Consider the following 21363-nt stretch of genomic DNA (forward strand, 5'->3'; position numbering starts at 1 on the left):
GCGGCTGTGCGTGCGACGTTCGTGTGATGTGCGGCGGTGACGGATCCCCTATCGTTCGCGTGGTTGCGTGGGTTTCGACCGGCCCGGATCTTTAGGGGCCGGTTAAATTTCGAGACAGTGAAATGACACTCTTTACAAGTTTTGACGGACGCATTTCCCGGCGCACTTTCTGGCTGGGTTTCCTGGTTATGGCGGTCATCGGCGTTGCGGTGGGATTGGGATTGTTCGCCGCTCTGCCGGCAGGTTTGGGGATGAAGATCGTGCAGCTCATCGTCGTGGTTGCCATGTGTTACATCTGGGCGGCCGTGGTGGTGAAGCGTCTGCATGACAGGGACAAGCCGGCCGTACCCTATGCGGTTATTTTTCTCGGCCCCGCCATCCTGAACAGCGTGATGACGATCTTCCTGATCGGCTATACCGCCGTGGACATCGCCGGCGTCGCGGTCGCGGTGCCGGGACGTCCGGCGATGATCGTCACCTATGTGTCGATCGCGGTTTCGTTGTGGATGATCGTTGAACTCGGCTTCCTTAAAGGAACGTCCGGCGAAAACCGCTTCGGGCCCGATCCGCTGGCGGCGGCCAATGGCTGAGGCGGACACCTCCAGGCCAGTCGGCAAGCCGGTATCGGACGCTGCCAGAATACTGCGTTACTTCGCCTTTGCTCTTTATGGCGTCGCACTGCTTGCGGTGCTGGCGCTGGTTTATCTGGGGGCGGGCGAAATCCTGCTGAAGGTTGCCGGCAGAACCGGCGAGGCAACGGTCGTCGACCTGCGCGACGAGACGTATCGCGTGGTGCGCAGCTACTATGGCGCTGGCGGAACTGCGGTCCGGACCGAAATGCGGACGGATTATCACGTAACCTACAGGTTAGCGGCCGACGGCCGGGACTATCGGCAGGAGAGCCGGGTTTCGGAAGATTTCTACCGAGGCCTCGCCAAGGGGCAGACGTTTCCGGTCCGCTACCTGGCGGGTAATCCCGAATTCAACCGGATCGACCCGGAACGCAGCATCTGGGGGCTACTCGTCTCCGGACTTCTGGCGGCCTTTTTCGGGTCATGCGGCTGGCTGTTCCACCGGGTCGGCAGAAAGCTGGCGGCCGCCGAACGGCTCCGGCCGGAATAATCTCAAGGAGCCGAAGGTATGTTTGTCTACATCCCGATGAACTCCCACCAATGGCTGTTGCGCACGCGCGACGGCAAGCGGGAAGCCTCATGGCGCATGTGGTTTCTGATCTTCCTCCTGCCGATCGGGTTCCTGTGCGCCACGGTCTGGCTGGTCTTCCAAAGCCTTTACCTCGATGCCACGGCCGCACGGACAATCGGAGAGGTCGTGCGGGTCTATGAATGGGAGGATTGGACACCCTGGGACGGGGACACGATGGCCTACAGTCCCGTCTTCCGATATCAATTCTCCGACGGCTCCATGACCGAGGCAAGCACGGGACTGTCGTCTCCCAATTGGAATTTCCCGATCGGATCCAGCCACGAAATCCTGTTTAGCCCGGACCGAAAAGGCGATGTGAAGCTCAACAACTTCGAGACCCTGTGGGCCGCGCCGCTCATCATCGCGCTGATCGCGCTGGCGGCTCTTGTTCCTTCCGGAATCGCCAGCTTGCTGTTGTTGCGCTGGCTGAAAGGCGGCAGGAAAGCAGTTAGCGCTTACAGGTGAACGGTGCCGATAACTCCTCATCGGCACGGCACCAGGAAAAACATCGCCCATCGCACGAACGTCGCATGCCGGGATATCTCCGGCCTCCTATCTCTTCCGGTAGTGGGCAAGAGATAAGGATTGTCTAGCATGCGTACTTATTCGATTGCGTTGTCTGTCGCTGCCGTTCTGGCGATTTCAATTCCCGGCCCTGCTTTCGCCTGGGACCTGATTGGCACCAGGGTCGTGACCGACCGGGTGGACCGGGACGTGGTTCACGCGTCCGGGCCACGGCGTTTTAAGCAGATCAAGATCTGTGTTTTCCGCAATCCGGTGCGTTTCTACGATGTCGATGTCCGCTTCGCCAACGGCGGCCGTCAGGACGTCAAGATTGCCAGGAGGATCAATGCAGGGCGATGCACGCGCGCGATCGACCTCAAGGGCCCCAGGCGCAACATCGCCTCTGTCAAATTCATCTATGAGGAAACGAGTCTCAAGCTGAGACGCGCGACCGTCCGCGTCTTCGGCCGCTAACCGGCTGCTTTAAGGGTCCGTACTTTCAGGTGGCGTTCCGACGATTTCCGGCTTTTAAACTGAAATCGGAGGTCCGCCACCTGCCGGGAAATGGGACCTAATGCCGGAACAGATCCTGATCGATACCGGCGGCCCGGAATATATAATCGCGGCTGGCTTCGAGTTCCCGACGCAGGCGGGGCAGATCGAAGCCCATCAGTACCCCGCGCCATTTCCGGATCCTGCCCGCGACGAAGACGGTGTCCACATTGGTCCGCTCCATCAGCGTGACCACGGTGCCCGGCACGTGGTTGAGAGGCGCGACGTTCAGGGCTTCGGCGTCGAGCAGGATGATGTCGGCCTCCTTGCCCGGGGTCAGCGAGCCGGTCTTCTTGTCCAGTTTGAGACCGCGCGCGCCTTCGATGGTGGCGCTCCGGATCGCGTCCATGGCCGTCAGCAGGGTCGGATAGTCCTTACCGGCCAGCGCCAGTTCATTGGCGCACATGCGCTGCAGGGTCACCATGGAGCGCATCTGGGTGAAGGCGTCCGCCGTCATGGTGCATTCCACGTCGGAGGACAGGGACGGCCGGAGGCCGTGGTCGATCGCCTTCTGGATCGGCGGTGCGCCGTGGCGCATGTGCATTTCGATCGGCACCGACAGGGAAATATGCGCGCCCGCGTCGGCGGTGTAGTTCCAGCCTTCGTCCGACATGCCGGTCATATGGATGAAGATGTTGTCCGGGCCGAATTTGCCCGCGGCACCCAGTTCATCGAAGACCGGCTGCATGCCGAAGGTGCCGACCACGTGGAGCGCGATCGGAAGGCCTAGCTCGCGGCCGATCTCCCAGCTCTTCTCGTAACCGGGCAGGTAGATCTCGCCGCCCATGACCATGGTGATCAGCTGGTCGTCGGAGGCAAAATGCTCCGCCTTGATGCGCCGGGCGTCCTCCGGATATTTCGCATTGTCGCCCCAGCCCTCGAAATAGCCGAACACCGAGCGGCGGCCCGCGTCGCGCAGGCCTTCGATGGCCGCGTCCGAATGCTCCGGCGAATGATGGATCTGGCTGACGTCCATCACGGTGGTGACTCCGTCATCGAGCTGGGCGATCGATCCGAACAGCTCGTTGATGTAAACGTCCTCCGGCCGGTAGACCATGGAGAAGGTCTGCAGCATCTTCTCATAATAATTGTATTCGCTTTCCGGACGGCCGTCGTTGATCAGGATTGCATCCGCAAGCACCCCGCGCAGCGCGGTCTCGAACTGGTGGTGGTGGGTATCGATGAAACCGGGCATGACGATCTTTCCCGAAGCATCGATCACGACGGCGTCCGGCGCATCGATGTTGGCGCCGACTTCCGCGATGAGGCTACCGTCGATCAGGACGTCGCCGACGGGAAAGTTGCCGATGCTGTCGTCGACCGAAAGAATCGCGCCCCCCTTGATCAGCACCTTCCGGCCCGCTTCGCCGATGCCTTTGGGCAGGGTCGCTGCCGCGGCATCCTGGGCGGCGGTCGAACCGTTGAGGGTTGCGGCCGCGGCCTCCGCGCCGGCGGTGCCGGCAAGGCTCAGATAGTAACGCCGCGTCGGGCATGAAGAAAGCGGCGCGCCGCTCCCGCAAAGTCTGCACATTGGAAGTCCTCCCTAGTCTTGCATGTGCGACGACGGCAGCAGACGACGGGAGTGACAGACATCCTGTCGCCGGGTCAGCTGCCGATAATCGATTCCGCCATCGGATAGCGTGCGATCGCATGGGCGATGCGCGAAGCGGTCGCCTGCAGCTTCGGCAGGCGTTCGGTTACGAGTTGTTCCGGGGTCACCAGTCCGGTGTAGCCGGAGGAATTCAGGGCCGCGATGGTCCGGCCGTTGCTGCCGCGGATCGGCACCGCGATTGCCGTAATGCCGTAGTCGAGCTGGTCGACGGTGGTGGCGTAGTTGCGTTCGCGGGCAAGCTCCACCTCGCGCCGCAGCGCCTCCTTGTCCGTCACGGTCTTGTTGGTGAGCGCCTTCGGCCGAAGGTCGTGAAAATAGGCGTACAGCGCATCGTTGCTTAAGCCTGCCAGAAGCACCCGGCCGAGCGAAGTGGCATGGGCAGGGTAACGCGCGCCGACGACGGCGGTGGCGCGGCGGGCACGCTGCACCGAGTAATGGGCGATATAGATGACATCCTCGCCGTCGAGCGTTCCCACCGAAGAGGCGTCGCCGAAATCCTCGACCACGTTGCGCAGTTCGGGAAGCAGCATCTCGTCGATCCGCGCGGAGAAATAGAAGGCAGAGCCCAGTCCCATCACCTTCGGCCGCAGGAAGAACCGCTTGTTGGCGTGCCCGGCATAGCCGAGTTCCACCAGCGTGATCAGGCTGCGCCGGGCCGCGGCCGGCGTAAGGCCGGTCCGGCGGGCGATTTCGCTGAGGCTCATTTCCGGATGCCCGCTGTCGAAACATTCGATGATCGCGAGGCCCTTAGCGAGCGCTTCCACGAATTCCGGTGGTCGGGTCGTCTCTTCCAAGTCGGCTTCCTTTCCGTTCCCGCTCAGCCTTGGGGAGCGAGAACGAAATCGAACTTGAACTTGGCGTCAGGTTTGATCTTCAAATCGAAGTCGAACGTGTCGGTCGGCTTGACCGGCTCCAGCTTTGCAATCAGCGACCTGCGTACGCCGAACACCGCGTCATTGTCCAGATATTCGGTGTTTTCGAAGAAGACTTCGGTGGTGATCGCGTTCATGCCAGCGGCGCGGATGATGTAATGGAGATGTGCCGCGCGCCATGCGTGCCGGTTGCCGGCGCGCAGAAGATCGCCGACCGGGCCGTCATAGGGGACCGTATAGGGCTTGGGCAGGACGGTAGTGTAGTAGTATTCGCCCTTGTCGTTGGCCACGAACTTGCCGCGCAGGTCGTATTTGTCCTGGCCTTCCTCCTGGATCGGATAGGTGCCGCTGGAATCGGCCTGCCAGGTGTCGATGATCGCGCCGGGAAGCGGATTGCGCAGCGTGTCCATCACCTTGCCGTGGACAAGCACGGTGACACCGTCGCGACCGTCGGCGAGATGGCCGCCAAGCTGCATGTCCGGCGCATTGTCCAGATAGAACGGGCCGAGGTTTGACCCTTCCGTGGCCCCGCCGCGCGTGTTGATCATATCGACCAGAGCGGAAAAGCCGAGCACATCGGACAGGAGAATGAACTCGTGCCGGTCCGGCGTTGAGATCTTGCCGCAGTCATAGAGGAAGGTGAGCACGCCCATCCATTCCTCGTGTGTGAGGTTCACCTCGCGCGTGAAGTCGTGCAGGTGTTCGATCAGCTTGTTGATCAAAAGCTGAATGCGGCTTCCGTCCTCGGTCTTGAAGGACTCCTTCACTGCCTGGGTGATCGTGAACTCGTTCACGTCTTTCATCGTCTCCTCCCGTACGTCTGCCAAGCCGTTGATTTCGCGACATTAGCTTCGCAATCGGCCGTGCACCCTTGACGAAACCGTAAAACAGATAATAAATTTCTACAAGCGTAAAAGTTTTCGCATACCGAAAAATATAAGGAGCGGACATGCGTATCGGAAAGCAGGATCAGGCTTTCACGGCTATCGCGACCTCAGACGCGGAAAGCATCACTGTGCGGGGCTACAACCTTGTCGACGAGCTGATCGGGGAGATCGATTTCACCGACTATTTCTGGCTGCTGGTCCTGGGAGAAAAACCGACGGACAAGCAGCGGCGCATGATGAATGCCTGTCTCGTCTCCATCGCGGAGCACGGTCTGGTGCCGAGCGTGCAGGCGGCGCGCATGACGCTGGCCGCCGCACCCGAAGCCTGGCAGGGGGCGATGTCCGCAGGCCTTCTCGGCATGGGCTCGGTGGTCGCCGGAAGTTCGGAGATCGCCGGCCGGTATCTCGCCGAGGTGATCGCCAAGGCGAAGAGCGAAGACAAGGACATCGACACCGCCGCGATCGAAAGCCTTCACGCCCTCAAGGAAGCGCGCAAGAAGGTTCCCGGTCTCGGTCACCCCCAGCACAGCGCCGGCGATCCGCGCGCGGACCGGCTGCTTGAGATCGCCGACAAGAACGGCATCTCCGGCGTTTACATCGAAACCCTGCGCGTGCTGGCGAAACATGCCCCCGGCATCATCAACCGGCCGCTGCCGATCAATGTCTCCGGCGCCATTCCGGCCGCCATTCTCGATGCCGGCTGGCCGCTCGACGCCCTGAAGGCGGTCCCCCTGCTTGCCCGCACAGCAGGCCTGGCCGCGCACCTTTACGAAGAGGCGCAGCGCTCGATCGGTTTCATCATGTCGAACGAGGCGGATCTCGCGATCGCCTACGACGGGAAACCTTCGAAAAAGACAAAAGAAACAAAGGCGGCGCGGGACTGAGCCATGGTCAAGATCCTCAGAAACATCCGCGTGATCGAATTGGGCACCTACATCACCGGTCCTGCCGCGGGCATGCATCTGGCCGATCTTGGCGCCGATGTCATCAAGGTCGAACGTCCGGGCGAAGGCGACCCGTTCCGCGCTTTCAAGGGCGGCCTCTATTCGCCGCACTTTCAGACCTACAACCGCAACAAGCGCTCCATCGCGCTCGACACCAAGAAGCCTGAAGATCTTCAGGTCCTGCACGACCTGGTCGCCTCCGCGGATGTCTTCATCCAGAACTTCCGGCCGGGTGTCGCCGAAAAGCTCGGGGCCGGGGAGGCGGATCTGCGCAAGGTCAATCCGGATCTCATCTATTGCGCGATTTCAGGCTTCGGCCGCACCGGTCCGTCGAAGGACCGCCCGGCCTATGACACGGTTGCCCAGGCCGCCAGCGGTTATCTGCGCCTGCTGACCCCGCCGGTGAACCCGCGGGTGATCGGCCCGGCGATCGCCGATGCGGTCACGGGCCAGTATGCCGCGCTCGGCATTCTCGCCGCCCTCCTGGAGCGGACGCAGACCGGCGAAGGCCGCCGGCTGGACATCTCCATGCTGGAAGCCATGACCCACTTCAACCTGGACAGCTTCACCCATTATTTCTCCGAAGGCGAGGTGATGGGGCCGCTGTCGCGCCCCGTGGTGTCCCAGTCCTACACGTTTGAATGCAGCGACGGGAAATGGATCGCGATCCATCTTTCCTCCCCGGCCAAGTTCTGGAACGGCCTGCTGCAGGCAACCGGACAGGAACAACTCAACGACGATCCGCGCTTCAGCGAACGCCTGCGGCGGATCGAACACCAGGACGACCTGATCGCCCATTTCACGCCGGTCTTCAAAACAGACACCCGTGCAAGCTGGTGCGACAAGCTGCTGGCGGCGGAAGTGCCTCATTCGCCGGCCTACGATTCCAACGAGGCGCTGGAAGACCCGCAGGCGAAACACCTGCAGATCGCGGTTCATGCCGAGCACCCGTCGATGGGGCCGTTCACCACCGTGCGGGCGCCTTATTCGTTCGACAGCGAGCCGGATCTCGACATCGTGCCGCCGCCGGTGCTCGACGAGCACGGCGCCGAAATCCGCGAAGAACTCAGGCGGAAGAAGACCGGATAAGCGTCGGCCGGGAGGGCCTTTAGCGCAAAGAAGCAAAGGGGGGAACAATGAGCGGGAATGGGGAACTGACGGCACTGCCGGTGCCGGACGTCATGGAAGCCAGCCGCGAGATGCTGCAGAAGCAGCTCTACGCCATCTTCACCGAGCCGGCGAACGGCATCGGACCGGTTCTGGAACAGATGGCCGACCACCTGGCCTTCCAGGTCCAGCTTGAAAAAGACGGCATCATGTATGCGGCCGGACCCATGTGGACCGACGACGAGCAGCGCTGGGAGGGCGAAGGTCTTGTCGTCGTGCGCGCCGCCTCGCGGGCGGACGCCATCGCCATTGCCGAACGCGATCCGATGCACCGGAGCGGCGCCCGGACCTTCCGGGTCCGCCCCTGGATGATCAACGAAGGCAGCGTCACCGTCCGGCTCGACTACTCGAGCCAGACATTTGAATTGCTGTGAACAGAGGGAGGGAGGAACCAATGAAAACCCTGTTCGGACTGCTGACTGCGGGCATGCTGACACTATCCGTGCCGGCCATGGCCCAGGAAACGATCAATCTCACCGTGGCGTCGAGCCACCCGACCGCGATCCCGTGGGTCGGCATGATCAAGACCCACTTCATGGCCAAAACCGACGAGATCCTGGCCAAGACCGGCAACTACAAGATCGACTGGAACGAGGCCTTCGGCGGCCAGCTCTACAAGGCAAACGCCACGCTGACCTCGGTGGAGGAAGGCATCACCGATATCGGCTGGGTGTTCTCCTTCCTGGAGGCCGCCAAGCTGCCGCTCAGCCAGGCGTCCGGCTATGCGCCGTTTTCCACCAACAACCCGGCGGTCCAATTGTCGGTGATGGAGGAACTGTTCGAGACCAACGACGCCTTCCGCAACGAGTGGGAACAGCACAATCTGAAGGTGCTCGGCTTCACCGGAACCGACGGCTATGACCTCTACACCAAGCAGCCTCTGGACAGCTTCGCCGCGCTTAGCGGCATGAAACTGTCCGCTCCCGGCGTGCTCGGCAACTGGCTGCGCGGCACCGGGGCCAATGCGGTCGACGGGGCGCTCACCACCTTCTACACCGACATCCAGACCGGCGTGTCGGACGGTGTGCTGTCGCTTGCCCTCGGCGTCCTGCCGGCCAAGATCTACGAGGTGGCGCCCTATATCACCCGCGTGGACATGGGCGTTGCCTTCTCCGGCGCGGTCGCGATCAACCGGGACACCTGGGACGGTCTGCCCGAGGAAGTGCAGAACGCCATGGTCGAGGCGGGCAAGTACTACACGGTCTCCCACGGCGAGGACCTGCTGAAGCGCCACGAATTCGCGCTCAACAAGATGGTCGAGGTCGGGGCCGACCAGAACCCGCCGGTCACCATCACGCCAATGACGCAGGCTGATCGAGGGGCGTGGGTCAACGCCATGCCGAATCTCGCCAAGGAATGGGCCGATTCCCTTGAGGAGCGGAACATTCCGGCGCGCGATTTCCTCAAGGCCTACATGACCGGTCTCCGCAAGAAAGGCGAGACGCCCGTGCGGGCCTGGGACAACGATCTCTGATCGCGGTCCGGCAACGTGACGGGACATCCTGAAAAGGCCGGCGTTTCCCAAACGGAACGCCGGCTTCCAATCCTGCGCCGCTCCTGGGCCTTTCTCGTCGATGCGCTGGCGGCGACGGGCACGCTGCTGATCGGGGTTTTGATGCTGGTCATCTGCGCCGATGCGGTGGCCCGCAACACCCTGGGCGCATCCCTGCCGCTTGTCTCCGAACTGGGCGCCCTGATGCTGGTGATGATCGTCTATCTGCAGCTTGCCACCACCGTGCGCGCCGACCGTCTCGCCCGTACGGAAATCTTCTTCACCGGTTTCCGCGAAAGCTATCCGCGCGCAGGGGCCCTGCTGTCCGCCGTTTTCGATGCGGTCGGCGCCGCCGCGATCGGCGGCATCGCCTGGTCGACGGTCCGGATCCTGGAGAAGGACTGGAAGTCGGGCGAATACATCGGGGTGACCGGTATCGCGACCCTGCCGACGTGGCCGTTCCGGGTGCTCATCCTGCTGGGCGTGACCGTGGCCGCGATTGAATTTCTCATGCGTGTTGTTGCCGCCCTGCGCTATGCGGCGTCGGGAGGTGCCAGATGAGCCCGGTCGAAATCGGTATCGCGGCCATCGCCGGCCTGATGGTCCTGATCTATCTCGGCATGCCCATCGGGGTCTCGATGCTGACGGTTTCCTTCTTCGGCGTCGCCGCCATCCGCAACGATATCGTCGCCGTTCGCATGATCGGCGCCGTCGCCAACGATTCCTTGCGCGAATATCTCTTCGCGGTGGTGCCGCTGTTCGTTCTGATGGGACTGCTCGTCACCGTTTCCGGCGTCGGCAAGGACACGTTCGATGTCTTCGAACGGGCCATGAAGCGGATCCGCGCCGGTCTCGGCATGGCCACCGTGTTTTCCAATGCGATCTTCGCGTCGATTACAGGCATTTCGATCGCATCCGCCTCGGTCTTCAGCCGGGTCGCGGTTCCCGAAATGACCCGGCACGGCTATTCGCGGCAGTTCTCGACCGGGGTCGTCGCGGGCAGTTCGGTGCTGGGCATGCTGATCCCGCCGTCGCTCCTGATGATCGTCTATGCGGTCATTGCCGAGGAATCGGTGGGCCGCATGTTCCTCGCAGGCATCGGTCCGGGAATCCTGCTCTCCCTGATGTTCTGCCTGGCGATCTGGCTCATGGCCACGTTCCGCAAGGACTTCGTCTTTTCAAAGGAGAATGACACAAGCGATATCGGCGAATTGAATTTGCTCGACATCGTGTTCAAGGCGATCCCGATCCTGTGCCTGATGCTGCTCGTCCTCGGCGGTCTGTACGGCGGTTTTCTCAATCCGACCGAAGCCGGCGCGGCAGGCGCGTTCGGGGCTTTGGTGGTCGCGCTCCTGCGCAGATCCCTGACCGGCCGCAGCTTCTGGCGTCTGCTGGTGGAAACCGGGCAGATCACCGTGTCCGTCCTGTTCCTGATCATGTCGGCGAGCTTCTTCAGCCGCATGCTGGCGCTGTCCGGCCTGCCGAACGCACTGGCCGATCTGCTTCTCAGCAGTTCGCTCGGAGCTTACGGATTTCTGCTGCTTTTCCTGGTGCTGGTGATCCTGCTCGGCTGCCTGATCGATTCCATCTCGATCATGCTGATCCTGCTGCCGATCGCCCTGCCCGTCGCGGAGGCCGCAGGTTTCGACCTGATCTGGTTCGGGGTGTTGACCGTGATCGGGGTGGAGGTCGGATTGCTCACGCCGCCCTTCGGCCTGTCCGTCTACACGATCAAGTCGTCCATGGCTGATCCGGACCTGACGCTGGGCGACGTCTTCCGCGGCGCCATGCCCTTCGTCCTCACCATGATCCTGTGCATCGCGATCATCGTCGCCTTCCCGCCGATCGCGACCTATCTCGCCCGGCTATAAAAACTTCGGAGACCAGACCCATGAAGACGCTCCTCTTCATCTGCGGCAGCCTGCGGACCGCCTCTTCCGCCCGCGGCACCCAGCGGGCGCTGCAGGCTGCCCTTGCCGGGGCTTGTGCGTTTGACGAGGCCGACATCGGCGCGCTGCCCCATTACAACGCCGACATAACCGACAACCGGCAAGTCGAGACTTTCAAGCGCCAGGTGGCGGAGGCCGACGGTGTGGTGTTCGTCACTCCGGAATACAATTACGGCATTCCCGGCGTCCTCAAGAACGCCATCGACTGGGCCTCGCGGCCGGGCTATGCCTCCGTCTTCAAGGACAAGCCCGTCTTCGTCATCACCGTCTCCGGCGGCGCGCTCGGAGGCGTCCGCGCCCAGGCGCAGCTGAAATACGCCATGAGCGCGGTTCTGGCCCGGGTGTTTCCCTATCAGGAAGTCGTCGTCCCGACCGCCAATGACAAGATGAAGGACGGACTGCTGGCCGATGAGGCGATCATCAGCTTCGCGACCACGGCCCTGACCGCCTTCATTGCAGAACTCTGAGCGACGCCGGTATCGCGCTGGGCACGGCTGCCAGAAGCCGCTGGGTATAGGCATGTTCCGGCGCCGACAGAAGCCGGTCCGTCGGGCCGGTTTCGACGATTTCGCCCCGGTACATGACCGCGATCCGGTGGCTGACCCGTTCCACCACGGCGATGTCATGGGAAATGAACAGGAAGGACACGCCCTCGCGCGCCTGAAGGTCGAGCATCAGGTCGGTCACCTGCCGGGCGATCGAGACGTCGAGCGCGGACACAGCCTCGTCGGCGATGATCAGCTTCGGTGACACGGAGAGCGCCCGGGCGATGCACAGTCTCTGCCGTTGGCCGCCCGAGAACTGATGCGGAAACCGGAAGATCGCGTCCCGTTCCAGGCCGACTTTCTCGACGAGCTGAGCCGCCAGGTCCTTCTGGTCCCTGGCCGAGACCAGTCCGTGAATCCGCGCCGGTTCGGTGATGAGGTCGTGGACGGCAAGGCGCGGGTTGAGGCTTGCGAACGGGTCCTGAAACACGATCTGCACGTCCTTGCGGGTTTCGCGCAGCACGTCTTTCGAGACACCGGTCATCGGCTTTCCGTTCAGAAGGACGGTGCCCTCCTCCGGTTCGATCAGCCGAAGGATCGACCGGGCGAGCGTGGACTTGCCGCAACCGGATTCGCCGACGAGCCCCAGCGTCTCGCCGCGCGCGACCTGAAGGGAGACCCGGTTGACGGCGGTGTGCTTGTCGGTCTTCTTTGAAAACAGCCCGGACTTCGATGAAAACCGGGTCGACAGCCCATCCACCTGGAGCACGATCTCGCTTGCCGGTTTGCCGGCCTGGCTGCCTTCGCCCAGTTTCGGCGTCGCGGCCATAAGCTGCCTGGAATAGGCGGCCTTCGGCGCCTGAAACAGGTCGGCGACCGTTGCCTCTTCCTGCTTGATGCCGTTTTTCAGGACCACGACCCGGTCGGCGATTTCCGCCACGACGCCCATGTCGTGGGTGATGAACAGGACCCCCATGCCGATTTCCGCCTGAAGCGAGCGGATCAGGTCGAGGATTTCCGCTTGGGTCGTCACGTCGAGCGCCGTCGTCGGCTCATCCGCGATGAGAAGCTGCGGCCGGCAGGCAAGCGCCATGGCGATCATCACCCTCTGGCGCAGGCCGCCGGAAAGCTCGTGCGGGAACTGCTTCAGCCGCCGGGCGGGCTCCGGAATACGCACCTGGTCCAGGGCCTCTACCGAGGCGGCCAGTGCCGCGCGCACGGACATGTCGCGGTGGCGGATGAAGACTTCCGCCAGCTGGTTGCCCACGGTCAGCACCGGATTGAGCGAGGTCATCGGCTCCTGGAACACCATGGAGATCCGGTCGCCGCGAATGTCGGAGAGCCGCGCATCAGGCAGATCCGTCAGGTCGATGACGTTGTCTCTATCGCGCAGCCGGATGCTGCCGGAGGCGATCCGGCCGCCTTCGCGTTCGATCAGGCGCAGGATCGATAGCGCCGTCGCCGATTTTCCCGACCCGGATTCGCCGACGAGCGCCAGCGTTTCCTTAGGCCGGATCGCAAAGGAGAGCCCCTTGACCGCCTCATGGCTGCCGAAGGCAATGCGCAGGTCCTGTACCTCGACGACGGGAGCGTTCATTTCAGTTGGCCTCTGCGGCGGGCTGCAAATTCCGGATGGCTGTCGAAGCCGGGAAGCGGCGGGGTCCAGCGGGCCAGGCCCGGCTTGAACGAGAACGCGATCGGATCGTCGCCATGGACTTGCCAGTTCACCGTGTCGCCGAGTTCCAGCATGCCGTAGGCGCCAGCCGGTTCGCCGTTGGTGGTGAAGCTTTCCGTCAGCGATTGCTGCGTCAGGTGGGTGATGCCGTCGACCGTGGTGATGGTGTTCCAGTGCACGTGGCCGGCTATGCAGGTGACCGGCACCCGCGCCTGGGCAAGGGCCGCGCGGGCGCGTTCCGCCATCGGGTAGGTCGAGGATTCCGGGTTGCGTTCGAAATAGTAGTTGCCGGTCTGGGCATGGCCGGAAATCGGCACATGGCTCATGACAAGCAAGGGCCGGTCGGCGGTCTGGGCGACGCGAGACAGCCAGACCAGATCGGTTTCGCGCAGGACGAAGCCGGAGTGTTCCGGCGAGCGCATGATCTTGCTATCTGCGCGCCACAGCACGATCCGCCAGCCGCCGATGTCGAACGTGGTGTTTTCAAGCGACTGGCCGAGGATTTCCTCGTTGTCGGATACCTCCAGATAGTCCCGGTCGTGATTGCCATTGATGTGATGGATGGGGCTCGTGATCGGCTTGAACGCCTCGGCGACCTCGCGTTCCAGGCGCAGGTCCGTGTCCCGGTCCATATCGGAAATCCGGTCGCCGAGATCGACCACGAAATCCGGCTTTGCGTCGTTGGTAAAGCGCACGAACTCGTCCATCAGCCCGAGCGCCGTATCGCCGCGCTTGGTGGTGGTCGGAGTGCCATGGTGAATGTCGGAGACGATGCAGATGCGGACGGACACGGGGGAAGCCTTTTTATGTTTTCGGGGAAGAGGCACCGCCGGCGAGAGCCGGCGATGCAGGGTTTGTCAGGTAACGGTCAAACTCAGTCGAAGGAGATCGAACCGGCGCGGAAGTCGAGCACGTAGGGAATGTGACCCGGCTTCGGCGCCCAGTTGACGTTGGTCTTCATCGCCCAGCTTTCGTAAGGACGGTAGAGCGGCAGAACCGGCGGATCCTGCTTGATGCGTTCCATCAGGTCCGCATAGGCCGCGCGGCGCAGTTCGACATCGCCGGAGAAGCGGAATTTCTCCCAGATCTTCGCGTACTCCTCGTCGGTGTTGAACCGGCCTTCGGATTCCGACGGACCGTTCGGGGCCCACATCACGCCGAAGCAGCCGAACGGATCGGCGAAATACATCGGGTTGGACCAGTTGCGCACCATCAGATCCGGGGAATTGCCGGTCCACTTGTCGCCGACGTTCACCTTGCCCTTGATGCCGACCTCGGCCCACATTTCCATGATCGCCTGAGCGGCGAGCAGGCCGTTGGTGTAGTAGCTCGGCGCGGTGTCGAAGGTGATCTCGGTACCGTCGTAACCGGCTTCCTTCAGGAGTTCCTTCGCCTTTTCCGGATTGTATTCGAAGGTCGTCAGCTCCGGCTGGTAAAGCTGGCCGAATTCCTTCAGCGTGTGGGTCGACGGCACCACGGCCTTGCCGAGCCACAGGGCTTCGTTGAGCGCGTCCCGGTCGATGGACAGTGACAGGGCCTGGCGGATGCGCGGATCCTTCAGCACCGGATGGTTCACGTTCATGATCATGACGTGGAACAGAGCGGTCGCGCTGCCTTCGGCTTTCATGTCCGGATCGCTTTCGATCAGGGACAGCTGGTCCGGAGCGATGTTGGTGATGATGTCGGCTTCACCGGTCTTCAGGGCGGTGATGCGCGATGCGGTTTCCGGCATGTGCTTGACGGTGACCTTGTCGAGCGGGGCCTTTTCACCCCAGAAATCGTCGAACTTTTCCCAGACGACCCGTTCGCCCGGAACGAATTCGGCGACCTTGTACGGGCCGGTGCCGACCGGCTTCAGGGAGAAGGCTTCGTAGTCGTCGTCTTCTGCGACGTTCGGATCGCCGGCGAGCGCCTTGGTGTACTCTTCCGGGATGATCATGACCTGCTGCAGGTTCAAAAGCGTTTCCCACAGCGGCTCGGGACGCTTGGCGTAGATGCGGACGGTGTAATCGTCCACTTTCTCGGCCTTCTCAAAATTGCCGAGGCGGTCGCGGGCGCGCACCTGATAAGGCGTGAAGGTCGCCTGGTACATGCGGTTCAGGGAGAAGACCACGTCGTCGGCGGTCATGTCTTCGCCGTTGTGGAACTTCACGCCTTCGCGCAGTTTCAGTTCCATGACCGTCGGCTCGAGCAACTTCCATTCGGTCGCAAGGGCCGGAACCCATTCGGTCTCCGTGGTGTCGTGGTTCCGGTCGATCAGCGTGTCGAAGGCATTGTAATAGAACTGGGAGCCGACGTTGGAATGGTCGCGGCCCGGATCGAGGTAGCTGGAAACGTTGGCGGCGCCAACGGTGATCTCTGCCGCGAATGCGCCCGATGCAAGCATCGAAACAAGTGCGGTGGTTGCCAGAAGTTTCTTCATCATAAGCCTCCAGGGCTTCAAGGGGTTGCAGGCAGTGGCCGTTCCGGCTTCTGGTTTTTGAAAGGGTCAGCGGCTGCGCAGGCGCACGTCGGCGTGGTCGCGGAGCCAGTCGCCGAGGATCTGCACGGCGAAGGTGAGGAGCAGGATCATCATCGCCGGGGCGACCACGATCCACGGTGCCGTCGGCAGGTAGTCGCGGCCGACGCCGACCATGGACCCGAGGGTCGCGGTCGGCGGCTGGACGCCGAGGCCGAGGAACGACAGGGTCGATTCCAGGATGACGATGTTGGAGAAGTTCAGGGTGAACTGGACCACCAGCGGCGACACCACGTTGGGCAGGATGTGGCGCAGGGCGATGCGCAGCGGGGTGGCGCCGGCCGCCCGTGCCGCCTCGATGAACGGCATTCCGGTCAGCTTGCGTACTTCGCCGCGAACGATACGCGCGTGCTGCTCCCAGCCGTAGACGCCGAGCACCAGCACCATGACCTCCAGCGAACTGCCGAAGATGGCCAGGATCAGCAGCGCGATCAGGGTGAAGGGAATGGCGATCTGGGCATCGACCGCGCCCATGACGATATCCTCGAACACGCCGCCGACGAGACCGGCCAGCAGCCCGAGTGTGCCGCCGATCAGAAGCCCGATGACGGCGCCGGCGAGAGCAAGGGCAAAAGTCAGGCGCAGGCCGTAGATGCAGCGCGAGAGAATGTCCCGGCCAAGTTCGTCGGTGCCGAGGAAAAATCCGGCCTTGTAGCGCTCGAAGCCGAGCGGCGGGCGCAGGCGCGAGATCAGGCTTTGATGGTTGGGATCGAACGGCGAGATCAAGGGTGCTGCGATCGTCAGCAGCACCAGGATGAGCCCGACGATCAGCGCGATCCTGAGAACCCAGTCGGCCTTGCACCACAGTGTGTAGCCGGGGATCCGGTGCAGGGACAGGTACGGCCGCCGGGTGGCCTGGGGAAGGGAAGAAGTGAGGTCGCTCATGGCTTATCCCTTTGCAAGACGGATGCGCGGATCGGCATAGGCGTAGGCGATGTCGACCGCGGCGTTGATGCAGATGACGGCGACGGCGACCATCAGCACGCCGAACTGGAGCACCGGGTAGTCCCGCATGATCGCGGAGCGCACCAGCAGGTCGCCGATCCCCGGCCAGGAGAAGATGGATTCGATGACCACGCTGCCTGCGGCGATCCAGCCGGCGATCTGCAGGCCGACGACGGACAGGATCGTGATGGAGGCGTTTCGCAGGCCGTGCTTCAGGATCACGGTGCGTTCCGGCAGGCCCTTGGCCCGGGCGGTGCGCATGTAGTCCTGGCCGAGTACGTCCAGCATGGCGTTGCGGGTAAACCGCGTCAGGGCCGCGACGAACATGCCCGACATGGCAAGCGTCGGCATGATGAAATGCAGCGCGGTGCCGTCTCCGACCACGGGCAGCCAGTTGAGCGTGTAGGCGAAGATCAGCACCAGCAGGGTGGCGATCACGAAGGGCGGCACGGCATAGCCCATGAAGGCGATCGCCATGATGGCGCTGCCGACGAACCGGGTCCGGTAGACCGCCGCCGCAATGCCGAGCGGGATGGAAAGCGCGAAGGTGAAGACCGCGGTGCTGAAGAGGAGCTTCAGCGACGGCCAGATCCGCTCGGCGGCGATTTCCGCGACCGGACGCCGCTCCAGGAACGACAGGCCGAATTCGCCGGTAAAGATCGAGGCGATGAATTTCCAGTATTGCGTGGCGACGGACCCATCGAGGCCGTAATAGGCGATCAGCAGCTGGCGGTCTTCCTGGGTGATGCCTTCGCCGATCACGAAATCGATCGGATTGCCGGAAAGCCGGGTGGCGAAGAAGACCAGCGTGATGATGATGAACAGCGTGATCGCCATCTTGAACAGCGTCCGCAGGACATAACTCAGCATGACAGCGCTCCTTGGGGTGGGGAGACGACGCTTTCGTTCAAGGGAATGGCCGGCGGCCGGGCCACATGAATGAAGGCCAGACCGGCGCGGGCGGCGGCCTCGCCGTCGGTTGCCGGGTTGTCGCCGACGAAGACGGAGGTTTCCGCCGTGGCGCCGGACCGGCCGAGCGCCAGGTCGATCAGCGTTGGTTCCGGCTTGCCGACGGACCGCAGGACCACATCCGGCTTGCACAGGCGGACCGCGGCGGCGAGCGCTCCGGTCTCGGGAACCGGCAGGCCGTCCGGATCCGGATGGGTGGCGTCCAGATTGGCGACGATGAGGTCGGCGCCCTGATGGAGCGCCTTCAGGAGCCGTTGCAGGTCGGCGATGGTGAAACGCGGATCGCGCGCCAGCAGCACCACATCGGGCGCCGTGTCGACCGGCCGGAGACCGAGGGTTTCCGCCAGATCGCGGATCGGGTCTTCCGCAAACACCTGGAGGGCAGCACCCGGATAATCCCGTGCGATCCGGTTGACCGCGACTTCACCGGCCAGACAGATCCGATCGTCCGGGATGTCGAAGCCAATCAGGGCCAGACGGTCGGAAAGCGTTTCCCCGGTATCGGCGGAATTGTTGGAAACGATCCAGAGGCGGTCCGCCACCGCATCGGCGAACTCCAGCGCTCCGGAAAGAGGCTGTCCTCCGGCAACCAGGCAGCCGTCGAGGTCGCACAGGACGGCGTCGTAGCCGGCGACCATCTCCGGGGTCAGGTCCTGAACCTGCCTGTTTCTCAATTCCAGCATCTGTCCATCCGATTGGCCGCAATTGATCGTTCCGGCGCCCTCACCGCGTAGGGGCCGGGTACGGAATGCGGTCCGTTTTGTTTCAAGAAAGCCGGAACGTGGCTCCGGCCTCGGGATGGATATGAAACTGTCGTCTAAGTGTGACGCCGCCGTAACAAAGAAAACCTATGGTATGGGCCAGCAAAACATTTGCGTTGCTTCCAACAGGAATGGCTGACTTTTCATGTCGGTGACATTGTCTCGTATCCGCGCGATCAATGCGGTCGCGGCCGGCGGCTCCTATGCGGAAGGCGCCCGGGCGCTCAAGATTTCCCAGCCGGCCGTGGCCCGTCACGTCAAGGAACTGGAGGCGGAATTCGGCGTCCGCCTGTTTGACCGCAAGAACGGCGTTCTTTATCCCACGCCGCTCTGCAACGAACTTTGCGACATCGCCGAACGTATGGCTGAAGCCGAGCGTGAGGCTCGGCGGATCCTGTCGCGCCACAACACGCTCCTGAACGGTCGGCTGACCATCGGGCTGGGCAATTCCATGCCCGGCATGGCGCTGGTCGCCCAATTCCTGAAACGCCATCCGAGCATCGAGATCGCCGTGGAGACCGGGTCCCACGAACAGATTACCAAGGCGGTCCTGCGGCGCGAGGTCGATGTCGCCGTCCTGCCGGACGTGCCCGCCGACGGGCGTTTCCGCCAGGCGCTGCTGGCCCGCCAGAACGTGGTCGCCATCGTCCATCCGGACAGCGCCCTGTCGCGGGAGGCTTCTGTCACCTGCGAGCGGCTGATGGCTGAGCCGCTGATTTTCCGGACCCGCGGCTCGTCGACCCAGCGCGTGGTGGACCGTGCCTTTCGCGCTGCCGGGTTCGAGCCCGTCCCGTTCCTGACCCTCGACACCCGCGACGCGGTCTACGAGGCCGTGGTCAACGGCCTCGGCGTCGGCTTCATGTGGCGCTTCGGCACCGGGCGCACCGACGTGGTCCACCGGGTGCCGGTCAGCGACATGCATCGCGAATACGATGAAGTGGTCTTTTCCCTCGCCGACGAGCGCAGCGTCCTGCTCGACGCCTTCTTCACGTCCGTCGAGGCCTTCCGTAAGGACGCGGATACCCTTCTGCGGCAGTAAATGCTTTTTGCTGTTCTGAATAAGCAGGCGGATATCAAGGCTGCGCCGATTTCCGGCGACCCGCTCTAGGTATCAAATGTTGATCATTATTCGTTTGAATAGTACCAATAATGATACTATATTTTAAATGTGAAGCAGCTAGACAAAATCCTCAAAGAGATGGAAACGGCGCCGCAAAATGTGCGTTTTTCCAGTCTCGCAGCAGTGTGCGAACACTTTTTTGGTGAGCCGCGCCAACGGGGAACGAGTCATCACGTTTACAAAACGCCTTGGTTGGGCGACCCACGGGTGAACATCCAAAAGGGAAAGAACGGAAAGGCGAAAGCCTACCAGGTGAAACAGGTATTGGCAGCAATCAGGAAAATGGAGGGACAGGGTAATGGTTGACCATAAACATTATACCTACCGTGTCACATGGTCAGAAGACGATGGCGAGTATGTCGCCTTGTGTGCCGAGTTCCCGAGCCTGTCGTACCTGGCACCGGAACAAACGGCCGCTCTGAAAGGGCTGATTAAGCTCGTGGGCGAAGTGGTCGCGGATATGTCTGCGAATGGAGAGCAAGTACCCGTGCCTTTGGCTTCTCGCGAGTTCAGCGGGAAGTTTCAAGTTCGGATTCCGCCCGAGCAGCATCGTAATCTGGCTATCCAGGCGGCCGAACAAGGCGTGAGCATCAATCGGTTGGTGTCGTCTAAATTGGCATGAGGCTAAATGCTAAGAGCTCAGTTCTTATTCGGACGGCATTGCCATCCTCGCCGAAATAGACCAGAGAGGCACAACGGCTAAGGCGACCCTACTTCGGCGCCGTGGCCGGGGCGACCATGCCGGGGACATAGGCGCTGGAGATGAACGAACGGGCGTGGGCCTTGAAGGCTTCCGCCAGCCGGGAGGGGCGCAGGGATTTCAGGCTTGCCACCCCGAGCGTCATCGGCCGGTGGCTGCCGGACAGGCGCACGCGGACCACCTTGCGGCCATCGAGGGCGGCATCCGAGCGCGGTGTCACATTGGCGAGCGTGTAGCCGAAGCCGTTGGCGACCATGGTGCGGATCACGTCCGGATGGGCGAAACGGTAGCCGATGTTGGGCGTCAGGCCCTCCGCCATGAACAGCGCCTGGAAATATTCTCCCGAGAGCGGCAGGTCGAGGAAGACCATCGGCAGCTCGGCTAGCTCCTCCAGGCTGACTGAAGACCGCCGCGCCAGCGGATGGTTCTCGCCGAAGAGCGCATGGGCGGGAAGCTCGACCAGCGGCTGGAAATCGATATCCTCCGGGATCGACAGGTCATAGGTCACGGCCACGTCGATGGCCGCACTTCTGAGCCCGTTCAGCATGGTTTCCTGATGGTCCACATGCGGGCGAATGGTGGTGCCGGGAAAGGCGGAGGTGAAGGCGAGCGCAAGTTCCGGCAGGATCATCGGCGCCAGGGTGGTCAGGCAGCCGACGTTGAGCTGGCCGCGGATATCGTCGCTGGCTTCCGTCGCGACGCTGTAGAGAGTTTCCGCCTGTTCCAGCAGCTGCTTGGCTTCCGCCAGCAGCGTCCGACCGACCGGGGTCAGCGACAGCCCCTGGGCGTGGTGGCGGATGAACAGCTGGACGTTGAGCTCTTTTTCAAGCTGGGAGATCGCCGTCGACACCGACGGCTGGGAAATGCTGACCCGCTCCGCCGCCCGGGTGATGCTGCCGGTCTCGCCGGCGGCGATGAAATACTCAAGCTGTCTAAGCGTGAAACGCATGGGGGCGTGGCCTAACGGTTTCTTTCCTGTGCAGGCCGGTATTTTAGCCAGCATTGGGT

23 protein-coding genes are annotated in these 21363 nt (G+C 62.7%); 13 read left to right on the forward strand and 10 right to left on the reverse strand.

The window, feature by feature from the left end; translation table 11 throughout:
- Nucleotides 1-122 precede the first annotated feature (122 nt).
- The 4 genes from ACN0SO_RS14590 (at nucleotide 123) to ACN0SO_RS14605 (ending at nucleotide 2181) form a co-directional block, all read left to right on the forward strand.
- On the forward strand, nucleotides 123-590 hold the full coding sequence (locus ACN0SO_RS14590) for a DUF805 domain-containing protein (protein ID WP_417678929.1): 468 nt from the start codon (nucleotides 123-125) through the stop codon (nucleotides 588-590).
- Nucleotides 583-1122: a DUF3592 domain-containing protein gene (locus tag ACN0SO_RS14595; protein WP_417678931.1), complete on the forward strand. Its 540-nt coding sequence runs from the start codon at nucleotides 583-585 to the stop codon at nucleotides 1120-1122. Before ACN0SO_RS14590 ends, ACN0SO_RS14595 begins: the two co-directional genes overlap by 8 nt.
- An 18-nt stretch (nucleotides 1123-1140) precedes the next feature.
- Nucleotides 1141-1668, forward strand: a complete 528-nt coding sequence (locus ACN0SO_RS14600) for a DUF3592 domain-containing protein (protein WP_417678933.1) — start codon at nucleotides 1141-1143, stop codon at nucleotides 1666-1668.
- 129 nt (nucleotides 1669-1797) lie between these two features.
- Complete coding sequence (locus tag ACN0SO_RS14605; protein WP_417678935.1) at nucleotides 1798-2181, forward strand: hypothetical protein; 384 nt, start codon at nucleotides 1798-1800, stop codon at nucleotides 2179-2181.
- A 97-nt stretch (nucleotides 2182-2278) separates the two neighbouring features.
- On the opposite strand, the gene ACN0SO_RS14610 is transcribed toward ACN0SO_RS14605, so the two are convergent.
- The 3 genes from ACN0SO_RS14610 to ACN0SO_RS14620 form a co-directional block, all read right to left on the reverse strand.
- Nucleotides 2279-3790, reverse strand: a complete 1512-nt coding sequence (locus tag ACN0SO_RS14610) for an amidohydrolase family protein (protein WP_417678937.1) — start codon at nucleotides 3788-3790, stop codon at nucleotides 2279-2281.
- A gap of 74 nt (nucleotides 3791-3864) precedes the next feature.
- Nucleotides 3865-4665, reverse strand: coding sequence for an IclR family transcriptional regulator domain-containing protein (locus ACN0SO_RS14615; protein ID WP_417678939.1), 801 nt, complete (start codon nucleotides 4663-4665; stop codon nucleotides 3865-3867).
- 23 nt (nucleotides 4666-4688) lie between these two features.
- Entirely contained in the window at nucleotides 4689-5546 is an 858-nt protein-coding gene (locus tag ACN0SO_RS14620; protein ID WP_417678941.1) for a dioxygenase, read from the reverse strand.
- Nucleotides 5547-5692: 146 nt separating this feature from the next.
- On the opposite strand from ACN0SO_RS14620, the gene ACN0SO_RS14625 reads away from it, so the two are divergent.
- Genes ACN0SO_RS14625 through ACN0SO_RS14655 form a run of 7 tightly spaced genes read left to right on the forward strand, consistent with a single transcriptional unit; the run spans nucleotide 5693 to nucleotide 11649 of the window.
- Nucleotides 5693-6514, forward strand: coding sequence for a citryl-CoA lyase (locus ACN0SO_RS14625; protein ID WP_417678943.1), 822 nt, complete (start codon nucleotides 5693-5695; stop codon nucleotides 6512-6514).
- A 3-nt stretch (nucleotides 6515-6517) separates the two neighbouring features.
- Complete coding sequence (locus ACN0SO_RS14630) at nucleotides 6518-7663, forward strand: CaiB/BaiF CoA transferase family protein (RefSeq protein ID WP_417678945.1); 1146 nt, start codon at nucleotides 6518-6520, stop codon at nucleotides 7661-7663.
- A 47-nt stretch (nucleotides 7664-7710) separates the two neighbouring features.
- Nucleotides 7711-8115, forward strand: a complete 405-nt coding sequence (locus ACN0SO_RS14635; protein ID WP_417678947.1) for a YciI family protein — start codon at nucleotides 7711-7713, stop codon at nucleotides 8113-8115.
- A gap of 20 nt (nucleotides 8116-8135) precedes the next feature.
- Entirely contained in the window at nucleotides 8136-9215 is a 1080-nt protein-coding gene (locus ACN0SO_RS14640; RefSeq protein ID WP_417678949.1) for a C4-dicarboxylate TRAP transporter substrate-binding protein, read from the forward strand.
- A 15-nt stretch (nucleotides 9216-9230) separates the two neighbouring features.
- Nucleotides 9231-9794, forward strand: coding sequence for a TRAP transporter small permease subunit (locus tag ACN0SO_RS14645; protein ID WP_417678951.1), 564 nt, complete (start codon nucleotides 9231-9233; stop codon nucleotides 9792-9794).
- The gene (locus ACN0SO_RS14650; protein ID WP_417678953.1) at nucleotides 9791-11104 is read left to right on the forward strand and encodes a TRAP transporter large permease; all 1314 of its coding nucleotides are present in this window, start codon (nucleotides 9791-9793) and stop codon (nucleotides 11102-11104) included. Before ACN0SO_RS14645 ends, ACN0SO_RS14650 begins: the two co-directional genes overlap by 4 nt.
- Before the next feature lie 20 nt (nucleotides 11105-11124).
- Complete coding sequence (locus tag ACN0SO_RS14655; protein WP_417678955.1) at nucleotides 11125-11649, forward strand: NADPH-dependent FMN reductase; 525 nt, start codon at nucleotides 11125-11127, stop codon at nucleotides 11647-11649.
- Here the strand turns inward: ACN0SO_RS14655 and ACN0SO_RS14660 are convergent.
- The 6 genes from ACN0SO_RS14660 to ACN0SO_RS14685 all read right to left on the reverse strand — a co-directional run bounded on the left by ACN0SO_RS14660 (nucleotide 11633) and on the right by ACN0SO_RS14685 (nucleotide 18457).
- Nucleotides 11633-13264 carry an ABC transporter ATP-binding protein gene (locus ACN0SO_RS14660; protein ID WP_417678957.1) on the reverse strand — a complete coding sequence of 544 codons (1632 nt, stop codon included), beginning with the start codon at nucleotides 13262-13264 and terminating at the stop codon, nucleotides 11633-11635. The two genes, ACN0SO_RS14655 and ACN0SO_RS14660, sit on opposite strands and share 17 nt — an antisense overlap.
- Entirely contained in the window at nucleotides 13261-14133 is an 873-nt protein-coding gene (locus ACN0SO_RS14665; RefSeq protein WP_417678959.1) for a metallophosphoesterase family protein, read from the reverse strand. Before ACN0SO_RS14665 ends, ACN0SO_RS14660 begins: the two co-directional genes overlap by 4 nt.
- An 83-nt stretch (nucleotides 14134-14216) precedes the next feature.
- Nucleotides 14217-15764 (reverse strand): ABC transporter substrate-binding protein, encoded by a 1548-nt coding sequence (locus ACN0SO_RS14670; protein ID WP_417678961.1) that lies wholly within the window; start codon nucleotides 15762-15764, stop codon nucleotides 14217-14219.
- 66 nt (nucleotides 15765-15830) lie between these two features.
- Nucleotides 15831-16745 carry an ABC transporter permease gene (locus tag ACN0SO_RS14675; protein WP_417678963.1) on the reverse strand — a complete coding sequence of 305 codons (915 nt, stop codon included), beginning with the start codon at nucleotides 16743-16745 and terminating at the stop codon, nucleotides 15831-15833.
- A gap of 3 nt (nucleotides 16746-16748) precedes the next feature.
- Entirely contained in the window at nucleotides 16749-17675 is a 927-nt protein-coding gene (locus tag ACN0SO_RS14680; protein WP_417678965.1) for an ABC transporter permease, read from the reverse strand.
- Nucleotides 17669-18457, reverse strand: a complete 789-nt coding sequence (locus ACN0SO_RS14685) for an HAD-IIA family hydrolase (protein WP_417678967.1) — start codon at nucleotides 18455-18457, stop codon at nucleotides 17669-17671. Before ACN0SO_RS14685 ends, ACN0SO_RS14680 begins: the two co-directional genes overlap by 7 nt.
- Before the next feature lie 223 nt (nucleotides 18458-18680).
- On the opposite strand from ACN0SO_RS14685, the gene ACN0SO_RS14690 reads away from it, so the two are divergent.
- Nucleotides 18681-19574, forward strand: coding sequence for a LysR substrate-binding domain-containing protein (locus ACN0SO_RS14690; protein ID WP_417678969.1), 894 nt, complete (start codon nucleotides 18681-18683; stop codon nucleotides 19572-19574).
- Between the two features lie 379 nt (nucleotides 19575-19953).
- Entirely contained in the window at nucleotides 19954-20277 is a 324-nt protein-coding gene (locus tag ACN0SO_RS14695; protein WP_417678971.1) for a type II toxin-antitoxin system HicB family antitoxin, read from the forward strand.
- Nucleotides 20278-20365: 88 nt separating this feature from the next.
- Here ACN0SO_RS14695 and ACN0SO_RS14700 read toward each other — a convergent pair whose 3' ends face one another.
- On the reverse strand, nucleotides 20366-21304 hold the full coding sequence (locus ACN0SO_RS14700) for a LysR family transcriptional regulator (RefSeq protein WP_417678973.1): 939 nt from the start codon (nucleotides 21302-21304) through the stop codon (nucleotides 20366-20368).
- Between the last annotated feature and the right edge of the window lie 59 nt (nucleotides 21305-21363).

The organism is Roseibium sp. (assembly GCF_048260565.1).
Classification (GTDB): Bacteria; Pseudomonadota; Alphaproteobacteria; order Rhizobiales; family Stappiaceae; genus Roseibium.